13 protein-coding genes, 1 tRNA gene and 1 pseudogene are annotated in these 13,800 nt (G+C 34.9%); 14 read left to right on the top strand and 1 reads right to left on the bottom strand.

Translation table 11 applies throughout. The annotated features are described in order from the left end of the window. Nucleotides 1-151 precede the first annotated feature (151 nt). The 7 genes and pseudogenes from ACEN31_RS04000 to ACEN31_RS03970 all read left to right on the top strand — a co-directional run bounded on the left by ACEN31_RS04000 (nt 152) and on the right by ACEN31_RS03970 (nt 6,647). On the top strand, nt 152-1,237 hold the full coding sequence (locus tag ACEN31_RS04000) for a competence protein CoiA (protein ID WP_138405562.1): 1,086 nt from the start codon (nt 152-154) through the stop codon (nt 1,235-1,237). A gap of 73 nt (nt 1,238-1,310) precedes the next feature. Then, nucleotides 1,311-3,113 (top strand): oligoendopeptidase F, encoded by a 1,803-nt coding sequence (gene pepF / locus ACEN31_RS03995; protein WP_138405563.1) that lies wholly within the window; start codon nt 1,311-1,313, stop codon nt 3,111-3,113. Nucleotides 3,114-3,409: 296 nt separating this feature from the next. Further along, nucleotides 3,410-4,713: pseudogene (locus ACEN31_RS03990) on the top strand (CitMHS family transporter). A gap of 33 nt (nt 4,714-4,746) precedes the next feature. After that, nucleotides 4,747-4,890 carry an isocitrate/isopropylmalate family dehydrogenase gene (locus tag ACEN31_RS03985; RefSeq protein ID WP_235888845.1) on the top strand — a complete coding sequence of 48 codons (144 nt, stop codon included), beginning with the start codon at nt 4,747-4,749 and terminating at the stop codon, nt 4,888-4,890. Then, nucleotides 4,839-5,738, top strand: a complete 900-nt coding sequence (locus ACEN31_RS03980; RefSeq protein WP_235888846.1) for an isocitrate/isopropylmalate dehydrogenase family protein — start codon at nt 4,839-4,841, stop codon at nt 5,736-5,738. The genes ACEN31_RS03985 and ACEN31_RS03980 overlap by 52 nt, the downstream gene beginning before the upstream one ends. Before the next feature lie 100 nt (nt 5,739-5,838). Beyond that, nucleotides 5,839-5,910 (top strand) — tRNA-Arg (locus ACEN31_RS03975). A gap of 167 nt (nt 5,911-6,077) precedes the next feature. Further along, on the top strand, nt 6,078-6,647 hold the full coding sequence (locus ACEN31_RS03970; RefSeq protein ID WP_138405072.1) for a Gx transporter family protein: 570 nt from the start codon (nt 6,078-6,080) through the stop codon (nt 6,645-6,647). A gap of 57 nt (nt 6,648-6,704) precedes the next feature. On the opposite strand, the gene ACEN31_RS03965 is transcribed toward ACEN31_RS03970, so the two are convergent. Continuing rightward, on the bottom strand, nt 6,705-7,439 hold the full coding sequence (locus ACEN31_RS03965) for a hypothetical protein (protein WP_407089727.1): 735 nt from the start codon (nt 7,437-7,439) through the stop codon (nt 6,705-6,707). Between the two features lie 250 nt (nt 7,440-7,689). On the opposite strand from ACEN31_RS03965, the gene ACEN31_RS03960 reads away from it, so the two are divergent. From ACEN31_RS03960 to ACEN31_RS03930, 7 genes are all read left to right on the top strand, one after another. Then, nucleotides 7,690-8,121: an HIT family protein gene (locus tag ACEN31_RS03960; RefSeq protein ID WP_407094800.1), complete on the top strand. Its 432-nt coding sequence runs from the start codon at nt 7,690-7,692 to the stop codon at nt 8,119-8,121. A 14-nt stretch (nt 8,122-8,135) separates the two neighbouring features. Next, nucleotides 8,136-8,489, top strand: a complete 354-nt coding sequence (locus ACEN31_RS03955; RefSeq protein ID WP_138405069.1) for a YtxH domain-containing protein — start codon at nt 8,136-8,138, stop codon at nt 8,487-8,489. A 127-nt stretch (nt 8,490-8,616) separates the two neighbouring features. Then, complete coding sequence (locus ACEN31_RS03950; protein ID WP_407089729.1) at nt 8,617-9,681, top strand: peptidylprolyl isomerase; 1,065 nt, start codon at nt 8,617-8,619, stop codon at nt 9,679-9,681. A gap of 214 nt (nt 9,682-9,895) precedes the next feature. Next, complete coding sequence (locus ACEN31_RS03945; protein WP_218931869.1) at nt 9,896-10,051, top strand: hypothetical protein; 156 nt, start codon at nt 9,896-9,898, stop codon at nt 10,049-10,051. 359 nt (nt 10,052-10,410) lie between these two features. Beyond that, entirely contained in the window at nt 10,411-12,285 is a 1,875-nt protein-coding gene (locus ACEN31_RS03940; protein WP_407089730.1) for an FAD-dependent oxidoreductase, read from the top strand. A gap of 117 nt (nt 12,286-12,402) precedes the next feature. Further along, entirely contained in the window at nt 12,403-13,377 is a 975-nt protein-coding gene (locus ACEN31_RS03935) for a polyprenyl synthetase family protein (RefSeq protein ID WP_407108706.1), read from the top strand. Nucleotides 13,378-13,487: 110 nt separating this feature from the next. Continuing rightward, nucleotides 13,488-13,800, top strand: a 313-nt coding sequence (locus ACEN31_RS03930; protein WP_407108705.1) for a hypothetical protein, incomplete at its 3' end; no start/stop codon positions are given.

Raw genomic sequence — 13,800 nt, 5'->3', positions numbered from 1 at the left:
TCATCCGTGGTAAGATGGGTGTAGGTCATTTGTGGTCACTCCTTTGTATTCTTTGGTCGGAATTACAAGTTGAGTGTACCACAAATGGCTGTTTTAGTTGTCTAGCTTAATTTTACAATCGGCGTATTTATAAATAAGGGGGATTGATTACATGTTAGTTGCTATGTCAAAAGAAGGCGAATTAATTTATGCTAGTGAAGTTAAATTTAAGTATCCAAATTTAATGGAATTTTATTGCCCGACTTGTGCCCAAAAGGTATTTTATAAAGATAGTCATAAAGGTAAAGGGTTTTTTAGTCATTATTCAAAGTGCCAATTAGTAGAGAGTCGAAGGAGTCCTCTTGAATCAGATGAACACAAACGTGGAAAAGAAATAATTATTGAAGAATTGCAAGGTATACAGAAACTAGTTCTTCAAACTGAATTGTATTTTCCAGAAATTAATCAATTTGCAGATGTCTATGTCACAGTAAAAAGAGAGAGTAGCAAATCTGTTATTTATGAATTTCAAAGATCCGTCATTCCAGCTGCCGATGTTATAGTAAGAAATCAAAATTATAAACAGCTAGTGAATCAAGTGCACTGGCTGATGGATGATTACACAACGCGTAGCACCGCCTTGAATCAAAGATGGAAGCAGACAATGTTAAATTATAATGATGACTGGGGCTTTCACTTGAAATTTCTTAACTTAAAGAAGAAAGAAATTGTTATTCAACGTCATCTACCAATCATCTATCAGAAAAATAATTATAGACTGAAACAAAATAGAATGACCATTCGTGAGTTCCATCAACTAGATAGCTTACAAGATGAAAATTGCGAGTTAATTTCAGTGCGAAAGCGAACTAAAGCGAGTTTAAATTATAATCGTCAATTAAATGGCATTATGAATAATGAAGCGTATAGAAATACCATTTACTTATTATATCAACAAGGTACTGTATTAACTGATATGCCAGAATGGGTCTTTACAGAACAGTGGGAAGTGCTATTAACTCAATCGCCCAGTTGGCTTGTCTTTTCTTGGTCATTGGCAATCATCAGACAGCTTAACTATAAATTTACCACTGACGCCTTTATAGAGAAATTTCGAGCTTGTTCTGAAATTAAAGTAGCTCGAACACCGCTCATTTATAGTGATATCTATCCAGTTTTATGTCTTGCAATACTTATATTACTGTTTCAAAAAGGGATATTAGAAAAAGTGAGTAATGTGGAATGGATTTCAAAATAATGATTCTTCAAATTGGTTTAGAAATAGTGCATGTGATACACTAGTTATATGATTTTAAATGAGGAGGATATTGATGACAGATTCAAATGTAAAAACAAGAGAACAAATGAATGCAACATATCAATGGAATTTAACACCATTATTTGCATCCGACGAAGAGTTTGAAAGTGGGTACGCTAAAGCTAAAAATAATCTTGATAAGATTACAGCTTACAAAGGCAGATTAGGGGAAAGCCCAGAAGTGCTTAGTGAAGCTATCGATACATTATTAGAGTTAGGACGCGAAGTTTCTAACTTAGGTGTGTATGCTCATCTGAAAAATGATCAAGATCAAACAAATCCGACATACCAAAAGATGAATGCTCAAACCGAGCAACTATATTCTAAATATAGTCAAGTGACGTCATTCTTTAGACCAGAATTACTTGCTATTCCTGCTGAGAAACTAGAAGAAATGACAGCAAACAATGATAGACTGAAAGAATTAGATCAGTTTATTGACGATATTGCACGTAATCGCGAACACGTTTTACCACCAGAACAAGAATTATTACTAGCCAGTGCGAGTGAAGTTTTTGGTGGAGCAACACGTATCTTCGGCTACCTAAATAACGCTGACTTCCAATTCCCAACTGTGAAAGATAGCGAAGGTAATGACGTTCAATTGACTCATGGTCTATACGGAAAATTATTAGAAAGTACAGATAGACGCGTCAGAAAAGATACTTTTGAAGGGTTCTACTCTGTGTATCAACAATTTGAGAATACTTTAGCTCAAACTTTAACAACTGAAATTAAGACACATAATTACAATGCTAAAGTTAGAGGGTTTGAATCAGCGAGAGCAGCAGCTTTATTCACTAATAATATTCCTGAATCTGTCTACGATACATTATTAGAAACTGTTGAATCTCGATTAAACTTATTACATCGTTATGTAGACTTACGTAAATCATTGTTAAATATCGATGATTTAGAAATGTATGACATGTATACACCATTACTGGGTGAACCTCCAATTGCCTTTACTTATGAAGAGGCAAAAGAAATTACTTTAAATGCGCTTCAACCATTAGGTGAAGAATACTTAGAAATCATTCGCAATGCGTTTGACGAGCAATGGATTGATGTTTATGAGAATAAAGGGAAACGTAGTGGAGCATATTCATCAGGAACATATGACAGCAAACCATATATTCTAATGAACTGGCAAGATAGCCTAAATTCATTATATACACTCGTCCATGAATTAGGACACAGTGCCCACAGTTACTTAACCCATGCGAATCAACCGTACGAATACGGTAGCTACTCAATTTTCCTAGCAGAAATCGCATCTACAACAAATGAAAACTTACTAACGAATTATTTATTGAGAACTTATGATGATAAAGATATTCAACGCTATGTTCTAAATCATTTCTTAGATGGATTAAAAGGAACAGTCTTCCGTCAAACTCAATTCGCAGAATTTGAACACTTTATCCACGATCAAGATGGTAACGGTCAACCATTAACAGCTGAGTTTCTGTCAGAAAACTATCAAAAATTAAATGCGAAATATTATGGTCCATCTGTGAATTCTGATTCTGAAATTAAGAATGAGTGGAGTCGTATCCCTCACTTCTATATGAATTACTACGTATTCCAATATGCGACTGGATTTGCTGCAGCAACTGCCTTTGCAGATCGTATTGCTGATGGTGATAAAGAAGCATTAAATAGCTATTTAGGTTTCTTGAAATCAGGTAAAAGTCAGTATGCCATCGATACGATGAAGACTGCTGGTTTAGATATGACAAAACGTGATTATATCGAACAAACTTTAGATGTATTTGAACAAAGATTAGCTGAATTTGAAGCACTATTAGATTAAGTCTAAGGAGAGCGATTTGTAACTAGAACGTTTGAGCGTTCTATTACGAATCGCTTTTTTGTATTCGAGATAAATGAACATAAAAATATATTCACGTCGATAAAACAATATTGATATATATAAACGGCGAAAATAACGCTTACCAACCACAAATTTATGACTAAATTTCAAAAGTTAACTTATCAAAATTAATTGGGTTATATATACTTAATGAATATTTAAAAAAAGATGATTAAATAACTTTTTGTTCATCTAAAATTAACATAAAATAATGAGGTGTATAAATAGTTGCTTTAATGGGTTATTTATTAATAATTGTTTTTATGATTCTAATTATGATGAAAAAGATATCTCCTTTCGTTGGCTTAGTTTTCCTACCAATAGTATGGGCGATTATGGGTCAATTATTTGGCTTATGGAATATTGATATTGGACAGGCTGCAATGGATGGTCTACTAGGTACAGCGCAGACAGGTATCATGCTATTCTTTGCAATATATATGTTCACAATTATGATTGATGCTGGTCTATTCGACCCGCTTTCAAACGCTATGATTCGTTTTGCAAAAGGAAATCCACTGAAAGTGATGATTGCAACAGTCGCATTGACTGCCGCAGTATCATTAAACGGTGATGGAACCACGACAATGATTATTGTATGTACGGCTTTTGTGCCAATATACAAACGTCTAAATATGAAGAGGTTAGATTTAGCCGTATTAACAATGACATCACATTCAATTATTAATTTGCTACCATGGGGTGGACCAACAGCGCGTGCGATTGCAGTAATGAATGTAAGTGAAGCAGATGTTATGCGTGGTTTAACACCAATGATGATTGCTGGAATTATTCACATGTTTATCGTAGCTTATGTGATTGGTCGCGGTGAACGGAAACGTTTAGGTGTCGTGAATCTATCGAATAATGAACTTGAGAAATTAATGGTTATCGAAGATCAAGAGACGCTTGATATCCGTCGACCTAAGAATGTTTGGATCAATGCGATTACTGTATTTGTTGCCATAGGGTTATTAATCGCCAATGTCATTCCATCAGCAATCATTTTTATGGTTGGTACAGTTATTGCGTTACTTGTAAACTACGGGTCGTTGACACTGCAAAAAGAGCGTATTGATAATAATGCAAGTGAAGCTAACCAAGTTGTTATGACAGTATTTGGTGCTGGAGTATTTATGGGAGTTTTACAAGCAACTGGAATGGATGATGGGATTGCATCAAGTTTGAATTCAATCATTCCAGAAAGCTTAAGTGGCTTCTTTGGTATCATTGTTGCTATTATATCCGCTCCAGGTACATACTTCTTACATAATGATGCATTCTACTACGGAATGATGCCTATTCTTGCTGAAGCAGGAACGGCTTACGGCTTTACTGCCTAGAGTTAACTTTTGCATCTTTAATGGGACAAGCTTTCCACTTATTCAGTCCATTAGTACCTTTTGCTTATGTATTATTAGGTATGACAAATGTGGAGTGGGGCGACTGGCAGAAAAAAGGCCTTCTCGTATCACTAGGAATATTTATTGTTTTTGTTATAGTTGGTGCAGTTACAGGGATAATGCCAATATCTTTGTAGAATCAATTTTAGAAAATGAAGGGAGCAATTGATGTGAAAATTACATTAATACCAGGCGACGGGATTGGTCCCGAAATTACTGAAAGTACACGGAATATTGTAGATGCGCTAGATATTGGAATTGAATGGGAAGTTGTTGCAGCGGTGAAGCTGTCTTTAATAAACAAGGTACATTAATTCCAGATGATGTTTATGAAAGTATTGAAAAGAATAAGATCGTGTTAAAAGGACCCATTATGACACCGATCGGAAAAGGTTTCCGTAGTGTTAACGTAGCCTTACGTAAGAAATACGATTTGTACGCGAATATTCGTCCTGTAAAAAGTTTAGGAACCATCCCATCTTTAACCAAAGATTTAGACTTAATTCTCTTTAGAGAGAACACAGAGGATTTATACGCAGGTGTCGAAAAGCAAATTTCAGATGATGAAGCTCATAGCATTAAGATCATCACACGATCCGCATCAGAACGAATTGTACGCGAAGCCTTTGAATATGCAAAAGCGAATGATCGTCAAAGTGTGACAGTTGTGACAAAAGCAAATATTATGAAGCTGACAGATGGATTGTTCCTAGATGTTGCCCGAGGCGTAGCTGAAGAGTACCCATCCATAGAATTCAAAGAAATTTTAGTCGATAATATGGCGATGCAATTAGTCATTAATCCTAAGCAGTTTGATGTTATAGTTACTGAGAACCTCTATGGTGATATTCTGTCTGATTTAATGGCAGGTTTAGTAGGTGGTTTAGGCTTAGTACCTGGAGCAAATATTGGCGAAGATATTTCAATTTCTGAAGCAGTACATGGTTCAGCCCCTGATATTGCAGGCAAAGGCCTAGCAAACCCCACAGCGATACTCTTGGGGGTTTGCCAGATGCTAGATCATATTGAGCAAAAAGATGCGTCAAATCGCCTAAGAAACGCATTAGACACCGTCTTAAGTGATTCAAATAACTTTACTAAAGATTTAGGTGGAGAGATGACTACTATAGGCTTTACTGATGCCGTCATAAAAGCTTTATAGTCTTAATAAGGAATATCTTTGAAAGAAGTAGTGCGACGGCGCTGCTTCTTTTTTTGTATCTTGAAATATAACCTAAAGATGGCTATAATAGAGAAGTTAAGCCGCCATAGTGTAATGGATATCACATAAGATTCCGGTTCTTAGGATGGGGGTTCGATTCCCTCTGGCGGCGTTTAAATTAATAAGATACTTAACAATTCATTTTATTCAATTGTTAAGTATCTTTTGTTTTATTTTTGCATGAACGGTTAACAATATAAATAAATACGTGTATACTGTGAGAATAGTTATGAGAGATAATTGGAAGTATATAGATAAGTTGTTTAATGGAGGAATGAGATGAGACGAAGTCGTTATCAAATTATGGTGTACATTGCCATGCTAGCTGCACAGGCAGTAGTTATAAGTATTCTTGAAGGAGCGATCCCTTCACCTCTTTCCTTTGCTCCTGGAGCTAAATTAGGTTTAGCGAATTTAATATCTGTGATTGCTATATTCACACTGCCTTTTTCAAAAAGTATTCAAGTCGTGTTAATTCGAACTGTACTCACTGCTTTAATTGGTGGTAATATGTCAACGTTTTTTTATAGTTTATCGGGGGGATTGTTAAGTTACTTTGCAATGTTATGGTCGAAAAAACTAGGACCTAATAAGGTGAGTATTATTGGGATTTCTGTTCTCGGAGGGGTAATGCACAACATTGGACAACTAAGTGTAGCAGCCTTATTTGCAAGATCGTTCTCCGTGATGAATTATCTTCCGGTTTTATCAATTTCTGGGATTTTAGCTGGCTTTGTTGTCGGCTTCCTTGGGAATTTTTTACTCGAGCGTATCTCAGTTCTTCAGATGTATCATAAAGAACACGTCGCAAATACAGACCAAAAAAATTGGTTATCAAATCATAAATAAAAAATACCTTCTAACGAAGCTACTTGAAAAAGTACTCATCGTTAGAAGGTATTTTGCTTATTGACTTGAACCTTGTGCAGAAATTAATTGTAAGACACGTTGCGTTGTACCATCTGAAGCAGTTCGTTCAATTACAATAATACCGACAGTTGGGGCAAAGTAGTAATTATAAGTAACAGAACCACTATCTTCTTGCGCCTGTTCTTCAATACGAAGAACATCATTAAAGGTTTGGCCACCTACATCATATGAACTTATTAATTCGGATACCTTGCGTCTTTTTTCTTTGTTGTATCCACTTGAAAAGCTTGATCCAATAGTTAAATCACTCGGTAAAATGAGCGATTCATCATTATCACTTGCTTCTGGTGAGTAACGTAAATCGTCTACAACATAATAATCATTGAAAGAAGCGAGTTCATAAAAGCCTGTATCACGGATTTGATACACATAAGCGATAGCTTCTTGGCCAGAAAATGACGTCACTTGAAAAATTCCGTTACTATCAGGCGAATATTCCATAATAATATCTTGGGCATCAAAGTAAACTTGATCACCTTGATATTGATAATTTATAAAATTTGCATAAGGAACAAATTCCTCAAAAGAAATGCTTATCTGTTGGCTCATACTTTCATCATCTACATTGTCATTTATTTCTTGATCCTCAGAAGAGTCAGGCAATTCATCTTGTTGGGAATCATTTATATTATTTTCTTGGGCTTGAATAACCTGTCCATTACTAATGCTTAAAAACATGATTGATAGAACAAAAGTTATAAACTTACGCATATTCAAATTAAAACTGACGCGCAAAATTGCCACCTACTTTCCATTTACTTCTTGTGTAATAAAAGTATAGCACATCAAAACTATATGTGTGTAAAGATTTCGGGGAATAAAGATTGAAGAATTTACTAATTATATTCGGTTTTATGAATTATTTGTGAAATTGATCTCCAATTACCTAGTTATTTTTTTGTAATTCCGATAAAATCTAGTATGATAAACAAGATAAGAATTACATGAGAGGAAGATAAAGATGAAAGATTGTATTTTCTGTAAGATTATAGATGGTGATATACCTTCAGCGAAGGTATATGAAGACAATGAAGTATTTGCATTCTTAGATATGTCGCAAGTAACTCCAGGGCATACTTTAGTAGTACCAAAAAAACACGTTGAGAACATCTTTGAATATGATGAAGACGTTGCGGTAGCAGTCGCGAAACGCTTACCTAAAATTGCAAATGCAATAAAAGAAGCATTTCCTGATGTTAAAGGAATGAATATCGTAAATAATAATGGTGAGTTAGCATATCAATCCGTTTTCCATACTCATTGGCACCTATTACCACGTTACACTGAAGATGATAAATTCGCTATCGAGTTTAGTAATAATCAAGACAGCTATACACAAGAAGAGTTCAATGAAAGAGCAGCATTAATTGCGTCACAAATCAAAGAAAATTAAAGAGGTGTATTTATATGGTTGGATTTAAATCAGGATTATTTTGGGGAGCTTTCTTTGGAGGACTAGCAGGGTTAATGAATGCGCCCAAGAGCGGTAAAGAAACGCGTGAAGATTTGAAGCACTTTATTGATACGACAACGGATGATGTGAATGATGTTCGTTATAAAGTAGACAATTTAAGAATGTCAGTGCAGAAATTAACTCAAGAAGGCATGGATAGTGTTAAAACTGCGACAGATGGTATTCAAACATCGTTACAACATTTCGAAGAAGAAACCACGCCAAGAATTAATCGGATTCAACGTCATATCGAGGATTTAAACGAAGATATTGAAGAACAAGTAGAAGAAATTAATCTTAATAATTAATTAATTTAAATGAACTTAAATCAATTTGTTTGAATTTTCCTAGATTAATATATTAACATGGAGTTCAAATAGATAAAGTATGATATATTTGTAACATATTTAAAAATAGTTAGGAGCCAAAAACTTTATGAAAAAAACGCTAAAAAAAGTATCATTAGTTGCTTTAACATCAACATTATTACTTTCAGGACTAGGTAGTATTGCCTCAGTAATGGCACAAGAAGAATCAGCAGGTGAGGTCATTGCAACTGTAGGTGGCGAGGATATTACTAAAGAGGAATTATATGAATCAATGAAAGCTATCGCTGGTGATACAACATTGAGAACAATCATTCTAGAAACTGTCTTAGAACAAAATGTATCGGATGCTGAAGCACTAAGAACTGCAGCGGAAGAAGAAGTCCAAGCTCAGATCGACGAAGCGGGTGGGGAAGAAGTTTTCCAACAATTATTAGCATACCAAGGCTTAAGTGATATCGAAACATATACTTACCAAATCTTTGTAAGAAATATGTTCCAAGAAGTTGTAGAAAGCCAAATAGACATGTCAGATGAAGCTATTACAAACTACTATGAAAATGAATATTCACCTTTAATGGAAGCTCAACATATCTTAGTTGAAACAGAAGAAGAAGCCTTAGATGTGATTGAACGCATTAATAATGGCGAAGAATTTGATGCAGTAGCACAAGAAGTGTCATTAGATTCAACTGCACAAAACGGTGGATTATTACAACCATTCCCGGCCGGACAAATGGTTCCAGAATTTGAAGAAGCAGTAATAAACTCAGAGAACGGTAAAATGACAGAAACGCCTGTAGAATCACAATACGGTTTCCACGTTATTCGCACAATCAATAATGGTGAAAAACAACCATTAGAAGATGTTCGTGAAGATGTTGAAGAACAATACGTTACTTCACGCTTTGCTGATAGCCAATTCGCTTATGGAGTGATAGGTCAATTACTCCAAGATACTGGATATGAAATTCATGACGAAGACTTACAAAACGCTGTTCAAGACTTAATTGATCTTGCAAATGCAAACAATGAAGCAGCAACAGAAGAAGAATCAACTGAGGAGACAACTGAAGAATCTACGGAAGAAACTTCAGAAGAAACAGCTGAGGAAACAACAGAAGAATCAGCAGAAGAAACGACTGAAGAGACTACTGAAGAGTCTGCAGAATAATTTATAACATATAATAGACAGCTGATTATTAAATCGGTTGTCTTTTTTTGAGAATGAATGAGCAATTACTTATTATTCGTGAGAACTTCACATTTAGTTAAAGATAAACTCATGAAAAGACTAGCGATTTCTTAGGGAACTTTAAAGAAAGTCATTTGATGAGTATGTTAAATTAGATAAGGTAAAAGAACATACATAATCAGGAGGCTATGAAATGACACAAACAATAATTTCAAGAATCACTCAAGGTAAAGATGTCGCACAAAAAGCAATCGTTGAAAATTTCAGAGGTCTATATCGCAAAGATTCCCGTTTTACTTATCCTGAAGCCACACTAATATTACCAAAATCAGTTAAAAATAATAAATAATCACTTACAAACGCCACTGTATATCACTCATTGATGTACAGCGGCATTTTATTGTTTGTATATGTGAATTCAGCTACAAGCCGAGATTCATGTGATTCAAAAAAAGTGTTTGTGAAAAAATAAACACCATTTTTAATCATTGAATTAGTATAAAATTCGTATTTAGATAGCATCGATCACTTGATATTATAAATACAATAAAAAAAATAATATGTGAAATGGCGAGCTAGTAGTTTTGTTCCTATGGGATAAACAACGAAATTACTTGTGAAAAAAATATTAAAGTAAAAAACACATTGTAAAAACGTAATACTAGCGGTATACTATGAACGAAATTATTTGATAGGAAGTGAATATAATTGGCAAAAGAAATAGTAATTGTAGGTGCTGGCTTTGCCGGTGTTGCAGCGGCAAGAAAATTAGGTAAGAAATATAAAAAAGACAAAACTGTCAATATTACATTAGTTGACCGTCATTCATATTTAACATATATGACTGAATTACATGAAATTGCGGGTGGACGTTTAGAACCAGATGCAATTAAATATGATTTACGTCGTATTTTCCATCGTTTGAACAACGTAAAATTAGTAACAGATAATGTATCTGAAATTGATCACGATAACAATGTTGTTATTGGAGAACAAAGCAATTATAAATTTGATTATTTAGTATTAGCTGTTGGTGCTGAGCCAAATGATTTTGGTATCGACGGAGTGAAAGAGAATGGATTCACATTATGGTCAATGGAAGATGCAGAACGCGTTCGTGAACATATTATTGATATGGTTTATAAAGCTGCGCGTGAACACGACCCAGTTAAACGTCGTGCATTGCTATCATTCTTAGTATGTGGTGGAGGTTTTACTGGTGTTGAGATGATTGGTGAATTAGTTGAATGGTTACCAATCTTAGCTGAAGAACACAAATTAAATCCAGATGAAATCTCATTCCATTTAGTAGAAGCTGCTCCAAAGATTTTAAATACTGTTACAGAAAAAGAACAAGAGCGCGCTATGAAATATATGCGTAAAAAAGGCATTGATATTACTTTAGGTGATGGAATTGCTAAAATCGCGGAAGATCATATTGAACTTGCTTCAGGTAAGAAAATTGCTACATATACTTCAATTTGGACTGCAGGTATTAAAGCGAATACTGATGCTAGTGAATGGGGTGTTGAACAAGCACGTGCTGGTCGTTTAGTAGCAGACCAATACATGCAAGCAAAAGGATACGACAATGTATTCGTAGCTGGAGATTTAGTTTATTATGAAGATCCAACAAACAACAACATGCCTACACCTCAAATCGTTCAAGCGGCAGAGTTAACAGGTGATGTTGCAGCAACATCAATCATTTCAGAAATTAGTGGTACTGAAAAAGAAGAATTCGAAGGTAAATATGATGGTAACATGGTATCTATTGGATCAACTTATGGTGTAGCTTATCTCTATGATAAATACAGTGTTCAAGGCTTTATCGCCATGTTCATTAAACATGCAGCTAACGTGATTTACTTCTTAAGTATTGGAAGTTTCTACTATGCATGGTTGTATGTTCGTCACGAATTCTTTACAATCAAACACAAACGTAATATTTTCCGTGGTCACTTATCTGCTCATGGTAATATTTTATGGTCAGTGCCATTACGTCTCTTCTATGGAGCTATGTGGTTAGTTGAAGGGTTGAAGAAAACATTTGGTATGTTTGGTGGTCAATCTTGGTTTGAAGATGAAGTTGTCTTCCCGTTCCCTTGGTTACAAGAAGAAGTAACAAGTGCAGCGTCAGCAACTGAAACAGAAGAAGTTGTTGAAGTGGCAGAACAAATCTTTAGTTTAAACTATGTTTACGGTGAAGAGCCAATGTTAGTCTTTGATGAAATGCCAGGTTGGTTCGCATCAATTATGGAATTCATGATGCCAAATCAAGATGTTGCATTATTCATGCAAAAAATGATGTCATTAGTAGAATTAGGAATTGGTTTAGCTTTAATTGCTGGATTATTCACATTCCTAGTAAGTGGTTTAACTGTTGTCTTAGTAGCAATGTTCTGCTTATCAGGAATGTTTGTATGGGTTAACATGTGGTTCATCCCAGCTGCAATTGCTTTAATGATGGGGGCAGGTCGAGCATTTGGATTAGACTACTATGTAATGCCATGGTTAGGTAAACTATTCGATGGTTGGATATGGGGGAAACCTAAGCATATCTACACAGATAATATAGGATAAAAGAATAGATTATTTTAAATCGAAAGCTAGGATTTTAACGGATAGAAAGTAGACCTATCTTCGTTAAATCCTGGTTTTTTATATTTTTATAATGTTTATAGATGGGAGAAAAAAACATTGATACATGAGATTTGGCGTGAGTATCCTGAGATAGAAAAAGCCTTAAAAGAAACTAAACAAACCATGCGTAAAGGTATTTCTATTCGCATACCCGAAATAGAAGCTAAGATACAAGAATACATTGATGCGCCAGGTAAATATCTACGTGCAGGTTTATCTTTGATGTTTTTCTATATGGAAAACGGCAGTATGAACAAAAAAATAATTACATATGCGGCAGCGATTGAGTTACTGCATTTAGCAACGTTGATTCATGATGATGTGATTGATAGCGCCGATTTAAGACGTGGTATTGAAGCGATGCACATAGCACAAAGTAATAAAATCGCGGTTTATGCAGGTGATTATCTCTTTAGCTACAGTGGCCGTTTAGTATCTGATTTAATTGATGAAGTTCAGTTCCAAAACCGCAATAAGTGGATTTTAGAAAATATTATGAGTGGTGAATTGCGTCAACTAGCTAATACCTTTAATAAAGAGATGACAATGATTGATTATATTCGTCAAATAAGAGGAAAGACAGCCATGTTATTCGGACTGTCAGCTTCAGGTGGCTACTATCTAGCAAATAATGACATCCGAAAAGCACAAAATGTAAGATTACTTGGAACCTATTTAGGTATTGCTTTTCAATTACAAGATGATTTAATTGATTTTTTAGTCCCGGCAGGCACTTCCGGAAAACCAAGTATGCAAGATGTTCCAAATGGAAATTACACGGCACCATTACTACTTGCAATGGAGAAGAGTGACTCGGTAAGACGTTATGTTAATGAAACGGTTGAGTGGGACGAAGCATCATTAGATAAGTTGTCATTAATGATGAAAGAAACCGGCGCTTATCACGACACCGAAGTACTCATTGAACGATATATTGAAAAAGCCTTATTTTATCTAGATAAAATAAGTGATTCTGAGTATAAAGCACAAATCAAGAAAATAATCATACTAATATCTAATCGACAGTACTAACACCAGAGTCATTACTAGACAAATAAATGATTCTATTATAAACTAAATTTAAGTAATTTTGCCTTTGTATCACGAAGGTAAACACTTACCAAAAAAAGGAGATGACATTAATGAAAAAGAATTTATTAAAGGGTACTCTATTATTAGGATCAATGTTTATATTAGCTGCCTGTGGCGCTGAAGAAGAAGCAACAGAAAGCGTAGAATCTGAAGTATCAACTGTTGTCGAAGAAGAAGAAGTAGAATCGGAAGAAACAACTGAAGAGTCAGAAGAATCGGAAGAAACAACTGAAGAGTCAGAAGAATCGGAAGAGTCAACTGAAGAAGAAACATCAGAAGAATCGGAAGAGTCAACTGAAGAAGAAACATCAGAAGAATCAGAAGAGTCAACTGAAGAAGAAACATCAGAAGAATCGGAAGAGT

Origin of the sequence: Ruoffia sp. FAM 26255, assembly GCF_045528525.1 — a bacterium.
GTDB classification, from domain to species: domain Bacteria; phylum Bacillota; class Bacilli; order Lactobacillales; family Aerococcaceae; genus Ruoffia; species Ruoffia tabacinasalis.
The sequence above is the reverse complement of the archived record's forward strand: the minus strand, read 5'-3'. Positions and strand labels throughout refer to the sequence as shown.

Excerpts from the sequence above, each read along its gene's own strand:
- ACEN31_RS04000 (WP_138405562.1), top strand. The coding sequence starts at position 152 with ATGTTAGTTGCTATGTCAAAAGAAGGCGAATTAATTTATGCTAGTGAA.
- pepF (WP_138405563.1), top strand. The coding sequence starts at position 1,311 with ATGACAGATTCAAATGTAAAAACAAGAGAACAAATGAATGCAACATAT.
- ACEN31_RS03980 (WP_235888846.1), top strand. The coding sequence starts at position 4,839 with ATGGGAAGTTGTTGCAGCGGTGAAGCTGTCTTTAATAAACAAGGTACA.
- ACEN31_RS03970 (WP_138405072.1), top strand. The coding sequence starts at position 6,078 with ATGAGACGAAGTCGTTATCAAATTATGGTGTACATTGCCATGCTAGCT.
- ACEN31_RS03965 (WP_407089727.1), bottom strand. The coding sequence starts at position 7,439 with ATGCGTAAGTTTATAACTTTTGTTCTATCAATCATGTTTTTAAGCATT.
- ACEN31_RS03960 (WP_407094800.1), top strand. The coding sequence starts at position 7,690 with ATGAAAGATTGTATTTTCTGTAAGATTATAGATGGTGATATACCTTCA.
- ACEN31_RS03955 (WP_138405069.1), top strand. The coding sequence starts at position 8,136 with ATGGTTGGATTTAAATCAGGATTATTTTGGGGAGCTTTCTTTGGAGGA.
- ACEN31_RS03950 (WP_407089729.1), top strand. The coding sequence starts at position 8,617 with ATGAAAAAAACGCTAAAAAAAGTATCATTAGTTGCTTTAACATCAACA.
- ACEN31_RS03945 (WP_218931869.1), top strand. The coding sequence starts at position 9,896 with ATGACACAAACAATAATTTCAAGAATCACTCAAGGTAAAGATGTCGCA.